Annotated in this window: 19 protein-coding genes; 9 read left to right on the plus strand and 10 right to left on the minus strand. The window is 61.8% G+C overall.

Translation table 11 applies throughout. The annotated features are described in order from the left end of the window. Positions 1-92: 92 nt before the first annotated feature. A complete protein-coding gene (locus G7025_RS14145; RefSeq protein WP_181079808.1) occupies positions 93-1,427 on the minus strand; it encodes a DEAD/DEAH box helicase in 1,335 nt (444 codons plus the stop codon). A gap of 47 nt (positions 1,428-1,474) precedes the next feature. Continuing rightward, positions 1,475-2,371: a drug/metabolite exporter YedA gene (gene yedA / locus G7025_RS14150; RefSeq protein ID WP_181079809.1), complete on the minus strand. Its 897-nt coding sequence runs from the start codon at positions 2,369-2,371 to the stop codon at positions 1,475-1,477. Between the two features lie 159 nt (positions 2,372-2,530). Here yedA and G7025_RS14155 point away from each other — a divergent pair, with 159 nt between their 5' ends. Together G7025_RS14155 and G7025_RS14160 are read left to right on the plus strand one after the other, a co-directional pair. Then, positions 2,531-2,992 carry an Lrp/AsnC family transcriptional regulator gene (locus tag G7025_RS14155; protein ID WP_034100874.1) on the plus strand — a complete coding sequence of 154 codons (462 nt, stop codon included), beginning with the start codon at positions 2,531-2,533 and terminating at the stop codon, positions 2,990-2,992. Positions 2,993-3,639: 647 nt separating this feature from the next. Next, a complete protein-coding gene (locus G7025_RS14160) occupies positions 3,640-3,936 on the plus strand; it encodes a DUF6124 family protein (protein ID WP_181079810.1) in 297 nt (98 codons plus the stop codon). A gap of 180 nt (positions 3,937-4,116) precedes the next feature. Here the strand turns inward: G7025_RS14160 and G7025_RS26805 are convergent, their stop codons facing one another. Next, entirely contained in the window at positions 4,117-4,389 is a 273-nt protein-coding gene (locus tag G7025_RS26805) for an acyl carrier protein (protein ID WP_253509526.1), read from the minus strand. Next, positions 4,379-4,945 carry a hypothetical protein gene (locus G7025_RS14170; protein WP_181079812.1) on the minus strand — a complete coding sequence of 189 codons (567 nt, stop codon included), beginning with the start codon at positions 4,943-4,945 and terminating at the stop codon, positions 4,379-4,381. Before G7025_RS14170 ends, G7025_RS26805 begins: the two co-directional genes overlap by 11 nt. 486 nt (positions 4,946-5,431) lie before the next feature. On the opposite strand from G7025_RS14170, the gene G7025_RS14175 reads away from it, so the two are divergent. Next, entirely contained in the window at positions 5,432-5,728 is a 297-nt protein-coding gene (locus G7025_RS14175; protein WP_181079813.1) for a DUF6124 family protein, read from the plus strand. A gap of 124 nt (positions 5,729-5,852) precedes the next feature. Here G7025_RS14175 and G7025_RS14180 read toward each other — a convergent pair whose 3' ends face one another. The 3 genes from G7025_RS14180 to G7025_RS14190 all read right to left on the minus strand — a co-directional run bounded on the left by G7025_RS14180 (position 5,853) and on the right by G7025_RS14190 (position 7,829). Continuing rightward, a complete protein-coding gene (locus G7025_RS14180; RefSeq protein WP_181079814.1) occupies positions 5,853-6,464 on the minus strand; it encodes a 3'-5' exonuclease in 612 nt (203 codons plus the stop codon). Positions 6,465-6,489: 25 nt separating this feature from the next. Further along, the gene (locus G7025_RS14185; RefSeq protein WP_034100876.1) at positions 6,490-6,966 is read right to left on the minus strand and encodes a LabA-like NYN domain-containing protein; all 477 of its coding nucleotides are present in this window, start codon (positions 6,964-6,966) and stop codon (positions 6,490-6,492) included. Between the two features lie 128 nt (positions 6,967-7,094). Beyond that, complete coding sequence (locus G7025_RS14190) at positions 7,095-7,829, minus strand: DUF2076 domain-containing protein (protein ID WP_181079815.1); 735 nt, start codon at positions 7,827-7,829, stop codon at positions 7,095-7,097. A 180-nt stretch (positions 7,830-8,009) separates the two neighbouring features. Here G7025_RS14190 and G7025_RS14195 point away from each other — a divergent pair, with 180 nt between their 5' ends. Together G7025_RS14195 and G7025_RS14200 are read left to right on the plus strand one after the other, a co-directional pair. After that, positions 8,010-8,669: a YciC family protein gene (locus tag G7025_RS14195; protein WP_181079816.1), complete on the plus strand. Its 660-nt coding sequence runs from the start codon at positions 8,010-8,012 to the stop codon at positions 8,667-8,669. A gap of 39 nt (positions 8,670-8,708) precedes the next feature. Then, a complete protein-coding gene (locus tag G7025_RS14200) occupies positions 8,709-9,797 on the plus strand; it encodes an endonuclease/exonuclease/phosphatase family protein (protein WP_181079817.1) in 1,089 nt (362 codons plus the stop codon). A gap of 17 nt (positions 9,798-9,814) precedes the next feature. Here G7025_RS14200 and hrpB read toward each other — a convergent pair whose 3' ends face one another. Continuing rightward, positions 9,815-12,325 (minus strand): ATP-dependent helicase HrpB, encoded by a 2,511-nt coding sequence (hrpB, locus tag G7025_RS14205; protein WP_181079818.1) that lies wholly within the window; start codon positions 12,323-12,325, stop codon positions 9,815-9,817. Between the two features lie 110 nt (positions 12,326-12,435). On the opposite strand from hrpB, the gene G7025_RS14210 reads away from it, so the two are divergent. Then, a complete protein-coding gene (locus G7025_RS14210; RefSeq protein ID WP_034139408.1) occupies positions 12,436-12,855 on the plus strand; it encodes a hypothetical protein in 420 nt (139 codons plus the stop codon). Positions 12,856-12,864: 9 nt separating this feature from the next. Continuing rightward, entirely contained in the window at positions 12,865-13,758 is an 894-nt protein-coding gene (locus G7025_RS14215; RefSeq protein ID WP_181079819.1) for a cation diffusion facilitator family transporter, read from the plus strand. Here G7025_RS14215 and G7025_RS14220 read toward each other — a convergent pair. Then, positions 13,755-14,789, minus strand: coding sequence for a DUF6515 family protein (locus G7025_RS14220; protein ID WP_181079820.1), 1,035 nt, complete (start codon positions 14,787-14,789; stop codon positions 13,755-13,757). The two genes, G7025_RS14215 and G7025_RS14220, sit on opposite strands and share 4 nt — an antisense overlap. 416 nt (positions 14,790-15,205) lie before the next feature. Between G7025_RS14220 and G7025_RS14225 the strand changes: the two genes are divergently transcribed. Both G7025_RS14225 and G7025_RS14230 read left to right on the plus strand, forming a co-directional pair. Next, positions 15,206-15,685, plus strand: a complete 480-nt coding sequence (locus tag G7025_RS14225; protein WP_003194418.1) for an Lrp/AsnC family transcriptional regulator — start codon at positions 15,206-15,208, stop codon at positions 15,683-15,685. A gap of 136 nt (positions 15,686-15,821) precedes the next feature. Beyond that, positions 15,822-16,031, plus strand: a complete 210-nt coding sequence (locus G7025_RS14230) for a DUF2788 domain-containing protein (protein WP_025999909.1) — start codon at positions 15,822-15,824, stop codon at positions 16,029-16,031. Here the strand turns inward: G7025_RS14230 and G7025_RS14235 are convergent. Continuing rightward, positions 16,026-16,661, minus strand: coding sequence for a pseudouridine synthase (locus tag G7025_RS14235; RefSeq protein WP_258197689.1), 636 nt, complete (start codon positions 16,659-16,661; stop codon positions 16,026-16,028). The genes G7025_RS14230 and G7025_RS14235 overlap by 6 nt on opposite strands. Positions 16,662-16,721: the final 60 nt, after the last annotated feature.

A 16,721-nucleotide genomic window follows, 5' to 3' on the forward strand; every position in this document is an offset into this window, starting at 1 on the left:
TAATGCCGCCAGGGACGCTCCGCGTCCCGCTGTAGAGTCGTGACGCAGAGCGTCACAGGATGCATTCCCACGCAGAGCGTGGGAACGATCATTTACTTCTTCTTACGCGGCCCGGTATTAAACACCGGCACCTTGCGCACCGGCTTGATCGACGGCTCCACCGGCGCCGCGTCCCCACTGTCCACCCACTTGCCCAGATTGCGCTTGCCGCCACCACCGGACGCCTTGGGCTTCTTCGGTTTTTTCGGCTTCTTCACCACTTGCCCGCTGGCATCGGTATCCGGAACCCGGTGCTCGGGCTCAAAGTCCGGCTCGGTTTTGCGCGTGAGGGTCTGACGGGTCAGCATCTCGATGGCCGACAGCATGTTCACTTCATCGGCACACACCAGGGAAATCGCCTCGCCGGTGTTGCCCGCGCGGCCAGTGCGGCCGATACGGTGGATGTAGTCCTCGGCCACGATCGGCAGGTCGAAGTTGACCACCAGCGGCAGGTCTTCAATGTCCAGGCCACGGGCCGCCACATCGGTGGCCACCAGGATCTGCACATCGCTGGACTTGAAGCGGTCCAGCGCGCGTTGGCGCGTAGCCTGGGGTTTGTCGCCATGGATGCCGTCGGCATTGATGCCCAGGCCCTGCAACTTGTCCACCAGCGCATCCACGCCGTTGCGGGTCTTGGCAAACACCAGCACCTGCTTCCAGCGGCCTTTGCGCATCAGGTGCACAAACAGCTCCGGCTTGCGCTTCTTGTCCACCGGCACTACCCATTGCTTGACGGTGTTGGCGGCGACGTTACGCGGGCTGACTTCGATGCTCAGCGGGTCGTTGAGCATCTGCCCGGCCAGCAGGCGGATGTCATCGGAGAAGGTCGCCGAAAACAACAGGGTCTGGCGCTTTTTCGGCAGCATGCGGTAGATGTTCGCCAGTTCTTCGGAGAAGCCCAGATCGAGCATGCGATCCGCTTCGTCCAGCACCAGGGTCTGCAGCTGATTGAGCTTCAGCGCGTTCTGGCGGAACAGATCGATCAAGCGGCCAGGGGTGGCGACCAGGATGTCGACGCCCTTGCGCAGCTTCATCATTTGCGGGTTGATGCTCACGCCGCCGTACACCGCGTAGGTGGTCAGCGGCAGGTGTTGCGCATATTCGGCGACGCTGGCGTGGACCTGCTCGGCCAGCTCACGGGTTGGGCACAGGATCAGCGCGCGTGCCGAGTTGGCGGCGACTTTCGGCCCTTCCAGGGTCAGCAATTGCAGCAACGGCACGGCGAAGCCGGCGGTCTTGCCGGTGCCGGTCTGGGCGGCGGCCATCAGGTCGCGACCGGCCAGCACCGCCGGAATGGCTTGCGCCTGCACCGGCGTCGGGGTCTGGTAGCCGAGCGTCTCAAGGGCGCGCAGCAAGGGTTCGATCAGGCCAAGGGTGGCGAAAGTCATGTAGTTACCGTAGGAAAAATCAACGCAAGGTCGCAATGCGCGGCAGTTTACCTTATTTCCGGCTTGGGCTTGCGCCACTGGGGCAGGCTGATCAACAGCACCGCGCTGATAATCACCAGCATGGCCAGGGCTTCTTCCAGGCCGATGGTTTCACCGACGAACACAATCCCCAGCAACACCGCCACCGCCGGGTTGACGTAGGCGTAACTGGTCGCCGCTGCCGGGCGCACGTGCTTGAGCAGGTACATATAGGCGTTGAAGGCGATGATCGAGCCGAATACGGTCAAGTAAGCCAGGGCCAGCCAGCCTTCCAACGGAGGCATCGCCTGCAGGTGCTCGCCGGACAGCGCACTGACGATCAACAACGCCACACCGGCCACCAGCATTTCCGCGGCACTGGCCATGGCGCCCTCGGGCAACGGCAACTGCCGGCTCCACACCGAGCCGAACGCCCATGACGCCGCCGCAAACAGCAACAACGCGGCCCCTATCGGACTCGACTGCAGGGTGTTGCCCATGTTGAGCATGGCGATGCCGACGATCCCCAGGATCACCCCGGCCCATTCCAGTCGCGTATTACGCGCGCCCCAGAAGTACCCGCACAGCAGGGTGAACAGCGGCACCGTCGCTACCGCCAGCGCCGCCACCCCGGACGACACGCCGGTGTGCTCGGCCACGCTGACGCCGCCATTGCCGAAGGTGAGCAGCAAAATGCCGATCATCCCGGCGGCTTTCCACTGCTTCCAGGTCGGCGCCGGCACCCCACGCCATCTGAGGTAGCCATACATCAACGCCCCCGCCGTGCAAAACCGAATCCCCGCTAGCAACAGCGGCGGCCAATATTCGACGCCGATGCGGATCACCAGGTAGGTGGAACCCCAGATCACATATAAAGCAAAGAAGGCAGCGATCAACGGTAAGGGAAAGCGACGTGGGCCAGGCATGGGGCGGCTCTATGACGGAAACGGGAGGCTTATTCTAGAAAGGCAGGCGGATAAAAATAAGTTACAAAACCTGTTTAAACGGCCCATACACTTTTCAAAACAGGGTTATGGGGGCTATAAGCTTTGTTTTCGAAAGCAACCGGTGATTGGAGCCTTTCTATGGACAAATACGACCGCATGCTCCTCAACGCCCTGCTTGAAGACGGCCGCGCGTCCTACGCACAACTGGCGCGCATCGTTAACCTCTCCGCCCCGGCCGTGGCCGAACGCGTGGCCAAGCTGGAGGCCAGCGGGGTAATCACCGGCTATCAGGCCAAGGTGGACCTGTCCAAAGTGGGCTTACCGATTCAATGCGTGATTGAACTGCGCCTGACCCACCACGGTAATCAAAAGGTCTACGACGCCCTCGCCGAAATCCCCGAACTGACCGAGTGCCACCGCGTCACCGGCGACCCCTGCGTGATCATGCAGGCGGCGGTGGGGTCGATGCAGGAGCTGGAAAACCTGATCAACCGGATTGCAAAGTTTGGGTTCAGCAAGACCTCGATCATCCTATCGAGCGCGATAGAACGGCGAGTGCCGTTGGGGCAATTGGAAGGTAATGGGAAAACGCTTGGCTGATAGATCGCCATCGGGGGCAAGCCCCCTCCCACAGTTTTGACCGCGTTGACTGCGCCAATCCGAAGGTAAACACAGATCCAATGTGGGAGGGGGCTTGCCCCTCCCACAGTTTTGACCGCGTTGACTGCGCAATCCGAAGGTAAACACAGATCCAATGTGGAGGGGGCTTGCCCCTCCCACAGTTTTGACCGCGTTGACTACGCAATCCGAAGGTAAACACAAATCCAATGTGGGAGGGGGCTTGCCCCCGATGGCGTCAGTGGCCGCACCGCAAATTCGAGCGCTCAACGATCGCGACGCCGTCAGAATGCTTGGATGGCCAGCAAGACTGATCCCTTTCATTTGCGGGACGTTTCCGAGAGAATCCCACCGTCTTGTTTCCGTCGGATCAGGTAGCTAGTCTCGCCCAGTCATCGAGTTTTCGGTGACCGGACGTGCAAGTCCGATGGCAAGCGAGATCACAAATCAACCTACAGCTTTACGCCTAGTCTCAGGCTTTCAATATGCCCGTTATGGCGGCTGTGCGTGGGAGACCTTCGGGTCTGCTGGGTTTACTTCTTGCCCCGGTCTTGCACACCTACGTACAGTTGCCACCCCATTCGCGTGCAAGCGAACGGTGTCGACTTCTTCCAGCAAGGAGTTCAACCATGGTCAAAGTCACGCCCGATCCACCCCACTTCCCCAGCGAAGACGCCCTGCTCCACCGCCGCGCCATCGACTACTACCTCAAAGCCAGCGCCCCCGATGCGCCCACTTTCACCCTGAACGACAACCTGAGCCTCGAAGACGCCCTCGCCCACGCGGCGGATTTGTTGCACTGCGCGGTGGGCACTGCACATTCGTCGGGGGAAGCGATGGATGTGCAGCAGCGGGCGGTGATGCATTTGGTGGAGATGGCAAAGGGAGTGGTGGATCAGGCTCTGGAGTGTGTGCAGCCTCGATGAACGACACATAACTAACGTGGGAGGGGGCTTGCCCCCGATAGCGGTGGACCGGTCAGCTAATCTGTGACTGACAGATTGCCATCGGGGGCAAGCCCCCTCCCACAGTTTTGACCGCGTTGACTGCGCCAATCCGAAGGTAAACACAGATCCAATGTGGGAGGGGGCTTGCCCCCGATGGCGTCAGTGGCCGCACTGCAAATTCGCGCGCTCAACGATCAAGTCGACTATCTGCTTGATGGTAGTGATGTGATCCCAATCCTCCTGCGTCGCCTGCAAGTTGAATTGCCACTTGATCTGCATGACAAAGCAGGTCAAATCATCATCAATAATCTTGAAGTCATGGATGAAGTCCGTTTGCTCCGTGACCTGGCTTCGGTCGATAAAGCCGATGATATCGACGAATAGCTGAATTACCTTTTCGCTGATCTCGGTTCTAGTCGGGCTACCTTCCATTTCTGGCCTCATAGGCGCACTTACCAATACTGATTAGATCAAAAACAGCTAACCCCGCAGCTACGAACGGAATGCCCCGTCCAATAATGCCAAATACCCGGACGGTGCCAAACGTTGCTTTCGCCATTCTGGCCACCGTGGGTTGCCTGATCAATGTACGGGGGAAAAAGCGCATGCCAATAAGACTCGCCAAGTTCGTCGTTTTGCTGGAGCCAACATGAACCCAAGTGCCCACGGCCATTTTGCTGATAGGTATGCCCGCGGCACCAGTGAGAACCGTTGCGGCCGTCAAGCCGTAGTGTTGCTGTGTGCATTTCCAGAGTTCGTCAAACGTGGTGCTCGGCACCGAGGAGTCAGCATGCACGGGCTTGAGGAGCTGGTAACTGGCGCCATGGGTCCAGCTTGGCGAACCAGGTAAAACCATGACTGCCGGGCAGCTTGTCATCGCGTTTCCCAAATGAAACGCCACGTTTGAAGTTGAGCCGAAATCGATGCCGTTACGCTGGAGTTCAAACTGGCTTCGCATGATTGCTGTGTGAAGATCGCTTTCCTGCATGACGTAGTCCCTGTACGTAAATGACAGCAGGGATCTTAGGTCGCAGCGAAGGGCTATAGACGGGAGACGGGAAAATCCAGAAAAGTCCGACATGACAGCAAGTCTAAGCCTACTGACTATTCAGAAAGCAAATAAACGCCCCGAAAAAGAGCTGTTGTTTCAAAGGCCAGCAAGACCGATCCCTTTCATTTGCGGGACGTTTCCGAGAGAATCCCACGGCCTTGTTTCCGTCGGATCAGGTAGCTAGTCTCGCCCAGTCATCGAGTTTTCGGTGACCGGACGTGCAAGTCCGCCGACGGTAATACTCAAAAGCTTTAACTCTTTAACGTCTGTTTTTTCAGGCGGTAATTCGTTATGGCAGTTGTACGCGGGAGATCTTCGGATCTACCGAACTCCGTCTCGGTCTTGCACACCCGCGTACCGCTGCCACCCTAATTCGCGTGCAAGCGAATGGTGCAGCTTCTTATCTGACGGAGAAGCGACATCATGGTCAAAGTTACCCCCGATCCACCCCACTTCCCCAGCGAAGACGCCCTGCTCCACCGCCGCGCCATCGACTACTACCTCAAAGCCTGCGCCCCCGATGCGCCCACTTTCACCCTGAACGGCAACCTGAGCCTCGAAGACGCCCTCGCCCACGCGGCGGATTTGTTGCACTGCGCGGTGGGCACCGCACATTCGTCGGGGGAAGCGATGGATGTGCAGCAGCGGGCGGTGATGCATTTGGTGGAGATGGCAAAGGGAGTGGTGGATCAGGCTCTGGAGTGTGTGCAGCCTCAATGAACGACACATAACTAACGTGGGAGGGGGCTTGCCCCCGATAGCGGTGGACCGGTCAGCTAATCTGTGACTGACACACCACAATCGGGGGCAAGCCCCTTCCCGCATTTCCAGCGGAGTTGTTCTGTCAGAACCCGCGATGTTTCTTCAGGTGCTCATTGATCTTCGCCGCCGGCACCTTCTGCAAGGTGCACAGCAGGTCGTGGGACAGTTCGCGCAGGCCATGGGTACGTCGCAATTCCTGGGCCAAATGCGCCGTCAGGTTGGCGGCCATTTCCGCGTCCGCCAATGCACGGTGAGCCTTGCCGGTGTGAGGCAGTTGAGCGAAAGCATTCAAGGTGCCGAGCTTATGGTTGGGTGCCGAGGGCATCAGGCGGCGGGCCAGTAGCAGGGAACAGGCGAATTTCTGCAGGCGGGTGCGGCGGATCAGGCCCAGTTCGTAGTCCCAGAATTTCTGGTCGAATGCGGCGTTGTGCGCCAGCAGCGGCGTGATGCCGACGAACTCGTTGACTTCGTTCATCACCCGCTCGGCCGGTGGTGCGCTGCGCAACATGGCGGTGCTGATGCCGGTCAGTTGTTCGATAAAGCCCGGCACGCGCACGCCGGCATTCATCAGGCTCTGGTAGCGGTCGACGATTTGCCCGCGCTCAAGGATGACCACGGCAATTTCCGTGGCCCGGCACTGGCTGCTCGGGGTGATGCCGGTGGTTTCAAAGTCGATGACCGCTATACGTTCCAAACCTGTTCCTACTCCGTCAAAACAACTATTTAAGCAGCAACGCGCCTTCGATCGGCACGTAGCGGCTGGCGGCGCGTATCAAAGAATTGGCCGTGAGCCCCGGCACGCCATAAGCCACGGCTTCAACGCCATGTTTGTGGATGATGCGTTCGAGCAGCATGTCGAAATCACCGTCACCGGAGGCCAGCACCACTTCGTCGACGTGGTCGGCGGCGTCCATGATGTCGAGGGTGATACCCACGTCCCAGTCGCCCTTGGCCGAGCCGTCGCTGCGCTGGATATACGGCTTGAGCTTTACCGTAAAGCCCAGGTTGCGCAGGATCTGCTGGAACTGCTGCTGCTTGCTGTCGCCCCGGTCGATGGCATAGGCATACGCCTCGACGATCTGCCCGCGGGAGCTGATATCAGCCCACAGGGCGGCGTAGTTGAAGTGGCAGCCATAGGCCTGGCGCACGGTGTAATAGAGGTTTTGTACATCGGCGAACACTGCAATTTTCTTCACCGCACTTCCCCATGACAGCCATTTGGACCCGGCATACGGGGGTCCGCAAAGGCGCCAGTATGCCAGCCACAGGGAAGTTTCCGGGAAAAAATCAGACCGGGGCGCTATGCCGCCCCGGCCTGGCGGTGTCAGACGAAGGAATCGTCATCATCGAAGACGGAAGAGTCGTCGGAATAATCGCTATCGGCAAAGCTGTCGGCGTTGTTGCCGCCCCAGCTGTCGTTGCCGGCGAACTTCTGGTCATCGTTGCCCCAGTTGCCTTGATCGCTGGCCGGCGCCGGTTGCTCGATGATTTCTTCCACCACCTGTGGTTGCTGGTTGTGGTGGAACAGGCTGCTGATGCCCTCGGCCAGCAACACACCACCGGCCACGCCCGCTGCGGTTTTCATGGCGCCGCCAAGGAAACCGCTGCCCACGGGCGCGGCAGGTGCTTGGGGGGGCTGCTGATAGCTCTGTTGCGGCGCAGGCTGGCTGAAGGAGGGCCGCGCCGGTTCGCGCCAACCGCCGCCCGTGGAGGCCGGGGCGCTCTGGGTGGGTTGCGCGTCGCGGGAGCCGCCGCCAAAAATGCTCGACAGGAAACCGCCACCGCTGGAGGCGGCGGGTTGCGCGGATTTGGCGCGTTGCAATTGTTCCTGCAACTGCTGAATCTGCTGCGCCTGTTGCTTGTTCTGCGCGTCGAGGCTCTGCAGGGCGTGTTCCTGCACCAGAATCGACTGGGTCATGTAGTACCCGGCGGCCGGTTGGCGAGTCATGTGCTCCTTGATCCGCGCTTCGGCCTGGGCGTCGCGGGGGGCTGAGTCCGTTTCGGCTTGCTGCAACCGTGAAAACAGTCCATCGATCAGGGTTTGCTCTTCGCTGTTCATGGCGACCTCGTTAGATTGCCGGTAGAAATCGTGGTCCTGCCCTTGATCAGGCCAGGTGCGTGCTAGTTATGGGGCTGTTACCAATTGTTTCAATGGTCTTTACTCAAGGTTTACGTTTGTGCCCCTGCGATGCTGATCGGTTAAAGTGTCGCCCTCGTTTACAGGCCTGCGATGAACCTGATGAATCCGTTAGACGTACTGCGCGACTCCTTCCGTTTTACCCTGCGCAACCTGGGCGCCATCGTTCAGCTTTGCCTGCCCTGGGTGATCCTCGAAGCGGTGCTGCAACAAGTGCTCGACCATACGCTCGGCGCGGACGCCTTCCCCGGTTACAGCGTGATAGTGGGTTTGCTCGTCTACCCGGTGTATACCGGTGCCCTGATTCTGTTCCTTGACGCCCGAACCCGTGGCCAGACGCCGCGCACCCGCGATGTGTGGGCGATGGCGCTGACCCTGTGGCCGCGTTTCGCGCTGCTGACGGCCATGAGCACGCTGCTGATTCTGCTGGGGCTGTCGCTGTATTTCCTGCCGGGCCTATGGCTGATGGTGGTGCTGGGGTTTGCCGAGTACCTGCTGGTGCTGCGCGGCATGCCGGCGCTGGAGGCGATGAAGGAAAGCCTGCGCCTGACCCGTGGGCATTTCTGGCGCATCCTCGTCTGCCTGCTGTGTGTGATGACACCCCTGTGGCTGCTCAAGGGCGCCAGTGTCGCGGCGTATCCCGAGCCGGCGCCGTTGCTGGGTGTGCTGATCGACAGTGCTCACAGTTTCCTGCAGCTGTTTACCAGTGTGGTGCTGTTCCGTTTATTCATGCTGATCGGTGGCGACGCCGACGCGCGGTGATATGCTCCCGCCATCCCTGACACGCCTTAAGCCGAGCCGATGACCCGTTTATTGCGCATCACCTTGCTGGGCCTGCTGATCGTCGCGGGCCTGGCGAGCGCCTTGATCTACAGCCTCACCTGGCGCCCCGAACCCAGGCAGACCCTGCCCGTCAGTTGCGTGGCGCCACGGGCGCCTACCCTGCTGCCCGGGCAGGCGCTCAAAGTGATGACCTGGAACGTGCAATACCTGGCCGGCAAGAACTACGTGTTCTGGTACGACACCGCCGACGGCAGCGGCCCGGACGAGCGCCCCACCGTGGAAGACATGGCCGTCAGCCTCGACGAAGTGGCGCGGATAATCCGCGATGAACAACCCGACCTCCTGCTGTTGCAGGAACTCGACGAAAACGCCAAGCCCTCCCATTACCAGGACCAACTCGCGTTGCTGCAAGAGCGCCTGGTCGACCTCTACCCGTGCAGCGCCCAGGCGTTCGACTGGAAAGCCGATTTCGTGCCCGACCTGCATATTTTCGGCAGCGTCGGGCGCAAGCTCGCCACCCTCAGCCGCTACCAGATCGAACACGCCGAACGCCTGCAACTGCCGGTGCCGGATGCTGGACTGATCAGCCGCCAGTTCCAGCCCAAGCCCGCCCTGCTGCTGACGTACCTGCCGTTGAGTGATGGCGGCCAGCTGGCGGTGCTCAACACGCGTCTGAATCCCGATATGCCGGGGCACAGTGCCGTGCAGGAACAGGTGCAGGCCACGGTCAAGCTGTTGGATAAATTCGAGGGGCGTGGCACACCGTGGTTGATCGGCGGCGATTTCAATCTGCTGCCGCTGGGGCAATTCCTGCGCCTGGACGCCAGCAAACGCGGGCAGTATTCGCCGGACAGCGAGCTGCACCTGCTGTGGGACAAGTACCCGATGATCCCGAGCAACAGCCAATCCAGCGGCATCGACCGGGAGAAATGGCTGACGTACTTCCCCAACGACCCGAGCATCGACGGCCCGGATCGCACGGTCGATTACCTGTTCCACAGCCCGCGCATCAAGCGGGTGGAGGCCAAGGTGCGGCAGGAGGATACGTTGCGCATTTCCAACCATTTGCCGGTGATTGCCCGCTTCCTGCTGCCCGCCGCGCAATAAATGTAGAAGGCTTAGGGTTACGACTTTCGGGGTTTGATCCGCGCGGTCGGCTCGGCTATCAGCGGATCATCCGGCCAGTAATGCTTGGGATACCTGCCCTTCAGGTCTTTCTTCACCTCGGCATAGGTACTGCGCCAGAAGTTCGCCAAGTCCTGCGTCACCTGCACCGGCCGCCGTGCCGGGGACAACAGGTGCAGCTTCACCACCTGGCGCCCGCCGGCGATGCGCGGCGTGTCGGCCAGGCCGAACAGTTCCTGCAAGCGCACCGCCAGAATCGGCGGTTGTTCGCTGTAGTCCAAACGCACCGATGAACCCGAAGGGACTTTGATGTGCTGCGGCGCGAGTTCGTCGAGGCGCTGGGGCAGCGGCCAGGGCAGCAGGTTGTGCAGATAGCTGGAGATATCCAGGTTGGCGAAGTGGCTCAGGCGCGAGACTTTTCCCAAGTACGGCATCAGCCAGTGCTCCAGGCCGGCCAGCAACGCGTTGTCACTGAGGTCGGGCCACTCGCTGGTTTTGCCGGCGTCCAACTGACGCAGCAGCATCACCCGGGATTGCCATTGGCGTAGTTCCGGGGTCCAGGGCAACAGTTCCAAGCCTTTGCGCCGCACCAGATTCACCAGCGCCTGACTGCGCGCGGCTTCGTCGAGGCCGGTCAGCGGTTCGCGGCTGAGCACCAGTTCACCGACTTTGCGCTGGCGCTCGGCACGCAGTACGCCTTCGCGTTCGTCCCAATCCAGTTGATCGACGTTGCGCACTTGCTCGGCGAGCACCGTGTCGAACAGCGCCGGATCGAAATCCGCCGCCAGGTAAATGCGTTCTTCGCGCTGGCCCTGGCGGCTGCCCAGGTCGGCGATCACCAGCCACGGTTGTTTCATCAGGCTGTCGGCCTCGGCGAACAGCGCCGCGCGGCCATTGGCCAGGCGGTATTCGGCGCCGCCGGGGCGACGCTGCTGGGCCACGCGGTCCGGGTAGGCCAGCGCCAGTAAGGCGCCGAGCCAGCGCGGGTGGTCTGGATCGGCCACCGCTTGCGTCGGCTTGCCGCGCAGGTACCCGCGATATTGCCGCGCCAGTTGCCTGGCCCGCTGCACGCCACCTTGGCCGCCGCGTGCGCGTTCTTCGCCGGACATCAACGCCAGACGGCTATGCAGGTCCGCACCGGCACCGCGCAAAATATCGCGCTCGCCCAATAGCGCGGCGACGTCACACGCGGTGGCCGCCAGCCCCAGATCTTGCCCGCGCAGCAGCAAATGAGCGATGCGCGGATGGGCCGGCAACTCGGCCATCTTCTGCCCATGCGCCGTCAGTTTTTCTTCACTCAATGCCCCCAGACGCACCAACAAGTCCTGGGCCTGGGCATACGCGGCGGTCGGTGGCACATCGAGCCAAACGAGCTGCGCGGGCGTCACGCCCCAGCGCGCCAACTGCAAGGCCAGACCGGCGAGGTCGGCGGCGAGGATTTCCGCGCTGCCATACGCGGCCAGGCCTTCATGCTGGTCTTCGGACCACAACCGATAACACACCCCCGGTTCCAGGCGCCCGGCCCGGCCGGCGCGCTGGGTCGCACTGGCGCGGGAGATGCGTTGGGTGTCAAGGCGAGTCATGCCGCTGCCGGGGTCGAAACGCGGCACTCGCGCCAACCCGGCGTCAATCACTACACGCACGCCGTTGATGGTCAGGCTGGTCTCGGCGATGTTGGTGGCCAGGACCACCTTGCGTTTGCCGGGCGGCGCGGGGTCGATAGCGGCGCGCTGGGCGTTGAGGTCCAGCTCGCCGTGCAGCGGGCACAGCAGCACATCGGGGCTGTCGCCCAGGGCGTCGGCAAGCTGCTGGTGGACCCGGCGAATCTCCGCCTGGCCCGGCAGGAACACCAGCACACTGCCGGTTTCGTCATGCAGGGCTTCAAGGACGGTTTGCACCACGCGCGGTTCGATAAACTCACCGGGCTGATACGGCCGCCCCCAGCGCATCTGCACCGGAAACATGCGCCCTTCGCTGCGCAGGATCGGTGCGTCGTCCAGCAAACCGGCCAGGCGCTCGCCTTCGAGGGTGGCGGACATCAACAGGATTTTCAGCGGCTGCTCATCGCGAAACAGCTCGCGGCCATTCAGGCTCAGGGCCAGCGCCAGGTCGGCGTCGAGGCTGCGCTCGTGAAATTCATCGAAGATCAGCAGGCCCACGCCCTCCAGGGCCGGGTCGTCCTGCAGGCGCCGCGTGAGAATGCCTTCGGTGACCACTTCGATACGCGTGTCGGGGCCGACTTTGCTGTCGAGGCGGATGCGATAGCCGACGGTGTCGCCGACTTTTTCGCCCAGCTCGCTGGCCAAGCGTTCGGCGGCGGCGCGCGCAGCCAGGCGGCGCGGTTCGAGCATCAGGATGGTCTGCCCGGCCAGCCACGTTTCATTCAACAGGGCCAAGGGCACGCGGGTGGTTTTACCGGCGCCGGGCGGTGCTTCGAGCACGGCTTCATGGCGATTGGCCAAAGCGTCACGCAGGGCGGGTAAAACATCATCGATGGGCAACGAATTCATACTGGCTCCAAAGCAGAGCGGCGAGTATAACGGCGAACTGCCGGATGCCGACGCTGGTCTCAAGGCCGGTGTTATATAGTCGCGTATCAACCCTGTTGAGGAGATTGTCCATGCGTATCGCTTCCCGAGTCATCGGCGGTGTTTTAGCCGTCACCCTGCTCAGCCAATTGACCGCCTGCGGCTCGATTTTCTACCCCGACCGCCGCGGCCAGATCGACGGCAAGATCGACCCGACCATCGCTGTGCTTGATGCCGTGGGCCTGCTGTTTTATGTGATCCCTGGCCTGATCGCGTTTGGCGTCGACTTCGCCACGGGCGCGATCTATTTCGAGCCGGGCAAGACTGCCCAGGTCGCCCCGGAAAAACTCCACGAAGCCATCGGCGCCGACGGCCAGGTCGACAACGCCAAGCTGCAAAGCATCATTCAGAAAGAAACCGGCCGCAGCCTGCCGCTGGACGACCCGCGCCTGATCCAGTTCAAGGGTAGCGTGCAACAACTCGCCGCCCTTGGCCTGCAACCCGCCGCCTAAGGACAGCCCATGACCAGCAGTCCCGAACACGCCCGGCTGTTGCGCCTGGCCACTCGCGCCTCGGTTGCGGTGGCCTGTGTACTGATCATCACCAAGGCCATCGCCTGGTGGTTCAGCGGCTCGGTGAGCATGCTTGCCGGCTTGACCGACTCGCTGCTGGACGGGGTGACGTCGCTGCTCAATCTGCTCGCCGTGCATTACGCGCTGCGACCGGCCGATGACGATCACCGTTACGGGCATGGCAAGGCGGAGTCGTTGGCCGGCATGGCCCAGGCGTTATTTATCGGCGGCAGTGCGGTGTTGATCGCACTGCAGGCCTATGAGCGCCTGCAGCATCCGGAACCGGTGGGCGCGCCATGGCTGAGCATCGGCGTGATTGTGTTCTCCCTGTTGCTGACCGTGGCCCTGCTGATGCTGCAACACCGAGTGGTCCGTGAAACCGGCTCCAACGCCGTGCGCGCCGACTCGCTGCACTATCGCTCGGACCTGCTGCTCAACGGCAGCATCCTGCTGGCGCTGGTGCTGGCCGCCATGGGGTTGCATCAGGTGGATGCCTGGTTCGGCCTGGGGATCGCCGCCTACATTTTGTGGAGTGCCATCCATATCGCCCGGGAAAGCTTTGCGGTGCTGATGGACGAAGAACTGCCGCCCGACGTCAGCCAGCACATGCTGGAGCTGGCCCGTGGCGTGCCCGGTGTGCTGGGCGCCCATGACCTGCGCACGCGGGTATCGGGCAACCATTGGTTCGTGCAATTGCACCTGGAACTGCCGGGGGACCTGACCTTGTCAGTGGCCCATGACATCAGCGACCAGGCCGCCGATGCCATTCACGCCGCCTACCCGCGCGCCGAAGTGCTGGTACACGCCGACCCGCAGGAAGTGGTTACAGGCGCCAAGGTCTAGTACTGCACCTGATACCCGCGACTGCTCAGGCAGTTGCCCTGGGCCTGGCGATAGGCCTGCACCACCGCCGGGTCGGGTGCATAGGTGACGGCCTGAGGGTCGAAGCCGCTTTGCTGCACCGCCCAGCGATAACAGTCATAACCGTCCTGTTGCACCTGGGCCGGTGATTGGCCATTGGCGGGATAGGCCACCACGTCATAACCATTGCCCTGGGGCGCAGGCTGCGGCGCGGGAACCGCCGCCGGCGGCTGCACCACCACGTATTGCTGTGTGCTTTCTTCGTAGGCGTAATAGGCGCCGGCGGCGAGGAACAGCAGCGAGCCGCCGACCCACACTTCGCGCGCATAGTCCGGCAGGTAATGCACGCGGATGCCATAAGGCGGCGCAACCACGACATAGCGCGGGCCCTGGGGGCGATACCAGTAACCGCCGGAGAAGAAGTAGTCCTGGCCACGATACGGCACGCGGTAATTGCGGTCGGGGAAGCGGTCCACCACATAACCCGGACGGTACTGCGGGCCTGGGCCCCAGCCATTGCCATGGCCGTCGGGGCGCCCTGGCCAACGATGGTCATCCGGACGCCCGTTGTAGCCGGGACGCGAACCGGGGCCGCCGGCTTCCCAATGTGGGTTGCCATCGTTGCGCCGGGGGATATCACGGTAGTAACCCTGGCGCGGTTCCTGGGTCTGGCGCACGGTATCGGGCCGGCCCTGGATCGGCAGATTATTCGGCGGTGGCGGTGGTGGCGCCGGCCGCTCCGGTTCGTTGCCCTGCGGCCGCGCCTGCCATTGACCACCGCTATTCGGGCCGCCGCGGTCAAAATGCTCGTTCTGCGGACGCGGTTGAGGGTTCTCGGGACGCGGCGGACTATTCTCCGGCCGCCGCCCGCCCTCCGGGCCGCGCTCATGCTGCCCACCGCCCTGCGGCCCTTGGCCTTCGCGAGGTGCGTTATCGCGCTCGTCGGCCAATACCTGCGCGCCGACACCGACCACCAGCAAACCAACACCTGCCAAACGCCAGATGCGCTTCATGCTTTTCCTCACTGCGATTCGGGGCTTGAACATGAGACTGGGAAAGCCTCGCCCGGTTCTGAGACAGGTTATCAGTCACGAGAACAATTTTCTTAAGGCAAAAGAAAAGGGGCGACCCGTCGGCCACCCCTTGAGAATTTCGTCCTGGCTCAACGCTTTTGACGTTGGCTCACCTCACGCCGTCTTGTGGACAGTGTGCAGCCTGGAGGCCGGCTCAACCCTGCTGGGGCGGCGGCCGCAGCGGGCCTGATTGGGCGAGCTGCAGTGGACTGTTGTCCAGGCGGTGATTCTGTTGCTAACGATACGCGCCAGCACCCGACAGATGATTGCGAAGATTGCGTCAATAAACAGTGCTTGCGCAATTTTTAACCCTTCATAGATAATTCGCCGCAATAGTTACGACAAAGGCCAACCCAATGAGCAAGCTTGACCGATATGACCTGAGTATTCTGGCGGAATTGCAGCGTGACGCGCGGATCTCCAACCAGGAGTTGGCTGAACGGATTGGCCTGTCGCCATCGCCGTGCTCGCGCCGGGTCAAGCAATTGGAAGACGACGGCTACATCGCCCGCCAGGTCGCCCTGCTCGACCGCAAGATGCTCGGCCTGAGCCTGACCGCCTACGTGCTGATCGGCATGGACCGCCACACCCCCGAGCGTTTCGAAAACTTCGAAGCGGCCATCCGCACCCTGCCCCAGGTACTGGAATGCAGCCTGGTCACCGGCATGGATGCGGACTATCAGCTGAAAGTGGTGGTGCCGGACATGGACCATTATCAGAAACTGTTGCTGGGGCATTTGACCCGCATTGAAGGCGTGACCAGCGTGCGTTCAAGCTTTGTACTCAACCAGGTGCTCAACAGCACGGAGCTGCCACTGACCCACCTACGCACCTAAGGTCAATGAAGATCAAATGTGGGAGGGGGGCAAGCCTGCTCCCACATTTTGATTGCACTTCGATCCAGGTCAATGTTGCGCTTGTGACACTGCCCTATACTCGCCGCCTGCCCCGTTGGAAGAGCCCATGAACAACATCGACCCCGCCCTGTTTGAAGAATGGATGATGACCGGCCTGGTCACGATTCTGATCATTTTCATGGGCTTTATCGTCTGGGACCTGGCGAAGAAGTCCAAGGCCGGACGCTTTGGTTCGTTCATCCTGTTTTTCGTGCTGGGCCTGGGCGTGGCCGCTTTCATCATCAAGAGCGTGGTGATTGGCCTGATCGAATCCGGCGCTTTATAAACGCGCCGGCACTTCTTTCCACTGGCCTTGGTCCAGGCCATCGATTGTCCAATCGCCAATGCGCACCCGCACCAGCCGCAAGGTCGGCAGGCCCACAGCGGCGGTCATGCGTCGGACCTGACGGTTGCGCCCCTCTCGAATCACCAATTCAAGCCAATACGTCGGAATGTTTTTGCGAAAGCGTACCGGTGGGTTGCGCGGCCATAACGCGGGCTCGTCCAAACGCCGGGCCTCGGCGGGCAAGGTTTTGCCGTCGTTGAGTTCTACCCCCTCGCGCAGGCGTTGCAGCAATTGTTCCGTGGGTTCGCCCTCCACCTGCACCCAGTAGGTTTTCGCCAGCTTGTGCTTAGGGTCGGCAATGCGCGCCTGCAACTGGCCATCGTTGGTCAGCAGCAGCAAGCCTTCGCTGTCACGGTCCAGACGGCCCGCCGGGTAGATGCCGGGAATGTCGATGAAGTCCTTGAGCGTCGCGCGCCCGCCTTCGTCGCTGAACTGGGTCAGCACATCGAATGGTTTATTGAACAGGATCAGCTTCGGCTCGGCCGGCGGCGCCTTGGCGACGCGACGCGCAGCGGAATACGGAGGTTTCACGCCAGGGCGGCGCGAATCGGGGCGAGTGGGACGAGACATGGCGGAACAACATCTAACGGTCAGGGCCGACAATGCTAGTGGCCTGACCGTTAAATGACC

Origin of the sequence: Pseudomonas lurida (genome assembly GCF_013522705.1) — a bacterium.
Taxonomy (GTDB): domain Bacteria; phylum Pseudomonadota; class Gammaproteobacteria; order Pseudomonadales; family Pseudomonadaceae; genus Aquipseudomonas; species Aquipseudomonas quebecensis.

Excerpts from the sequence above, each read along its gene's own strand:
- G7025_RS14155 (WP_034100874.1), top strand. The coding sequence starts at position 2,531 with ATGGACAAATACGACCGCATGCTCCTCAACGCCCTGCTTGAAGACGGC.
- G7025_RS14225 (WP_003194418.1), top strand. The coding sequence starts at position 15,206 with ATGAGCAAGCTTGACCGATATGACCTGAGTATTCTGGCGGAATTGCAG.
- G7025_RS14160 (WP_181079810.1), top strand. The coding sequence starts at position 3,640 with ATGGTCAAAGTCACGCCCGATCCACCCCACTTCCCCAGCGAAGACGCC.
- G7025_RS14215 (WP_181079819.1), top strand. The coding sequence starts at position 12,865 with ATGACCAGCAGTCCCGAACACGCCCGGCTGTTGCGCCTGGCCACTCGC.
- G7025_RS14195 (WP_181079816.1), top strand. The coding sequence starts at position 8,010 with ATGAATCCGTTAGACGTACTGCGCGACTCCTTCCGTTTTACCCTGCGC.
- G7025_RS14235 (WP_258197689.1), bottom strand. The coding sequence starts at position 16,661 with ATGTCTCGTCCCACTCGCCCCGATTCGCGCCGCCCTGGCGTGAAACCT.
- G7025_RS14220 (WP_181079820.1), bottom strand. The coding sequence starts at position 14,789 with ATGAAGCGCATCTGGCGTTTGGCAGGTGTTGGTTTGCTGGTGGTCGGT.
- yedA (WP_181079809.1), bottom strand. The coding sequence starts at position 2,371 with ATGCCTGGCCCACGTCGCTTTCCCTTACCGTTGATCGCTGCCTTCTTT.
- G7025_RS14170 (WP_181079812.1), bottom strand. The coding sequence starts at position 4,945 with ATGCAGGAAAGCGATCTTCACACAGCAATCATGCGAAGCCAGTTTGAA.
- G7025_RS14200 (WP_181079817.1), top strand. The coding sequence starts at position 8,709 with ATGACCCGTTTATTGCGCATCACCTTGCTGGGCCTGCTGATCGTCGCG.
- G7025_RS14190 (WP_181079815.1), bottom strand. The coding sequence starts at position 7,829 with ATGAACAGCGAAGAGCAAACCCTGATCGATGGACTGTTTTCACGGTTG.
- G7025_RS14175 (WP_181079813.1), top strand. The coding sequence starts at position 5,432 with ATGGTCAAAGTTACCCCCGATCCACCCCACTTCCCCAGCGAAGACGCC.
- G7025_RS14210 (WP_034139408.1), top strand. The coding sequence starts at position 12,436 with ATGCGTATCGCTTCCCGAGTCATCGGCGGTGTTTTAGCCGTCACCCTG.
- G7025_RS26805 (WP_253509526.1), bottom strand. The coding sequence starts at position 4,389 with ATGGAAGGTAGCCCGACTAGAACCGAGATCAGCGAAAAGGTAATTCAG.
- hrpB (WP_181079818.1), bottom strand. The coding sequence starts at position 12,325 with ATGAATTCGTTGCCCATCGATGATGTTTTACCCGCCCTGCGTGACGCT.
- G7025_RS14145 (WP_181079808.1), bottom strand. The coding sequence starts at position 1,427 with ATGACTTTCGCCACCCTTGGCCTGATCGAACCCTTGCTGCGCGCCCTT.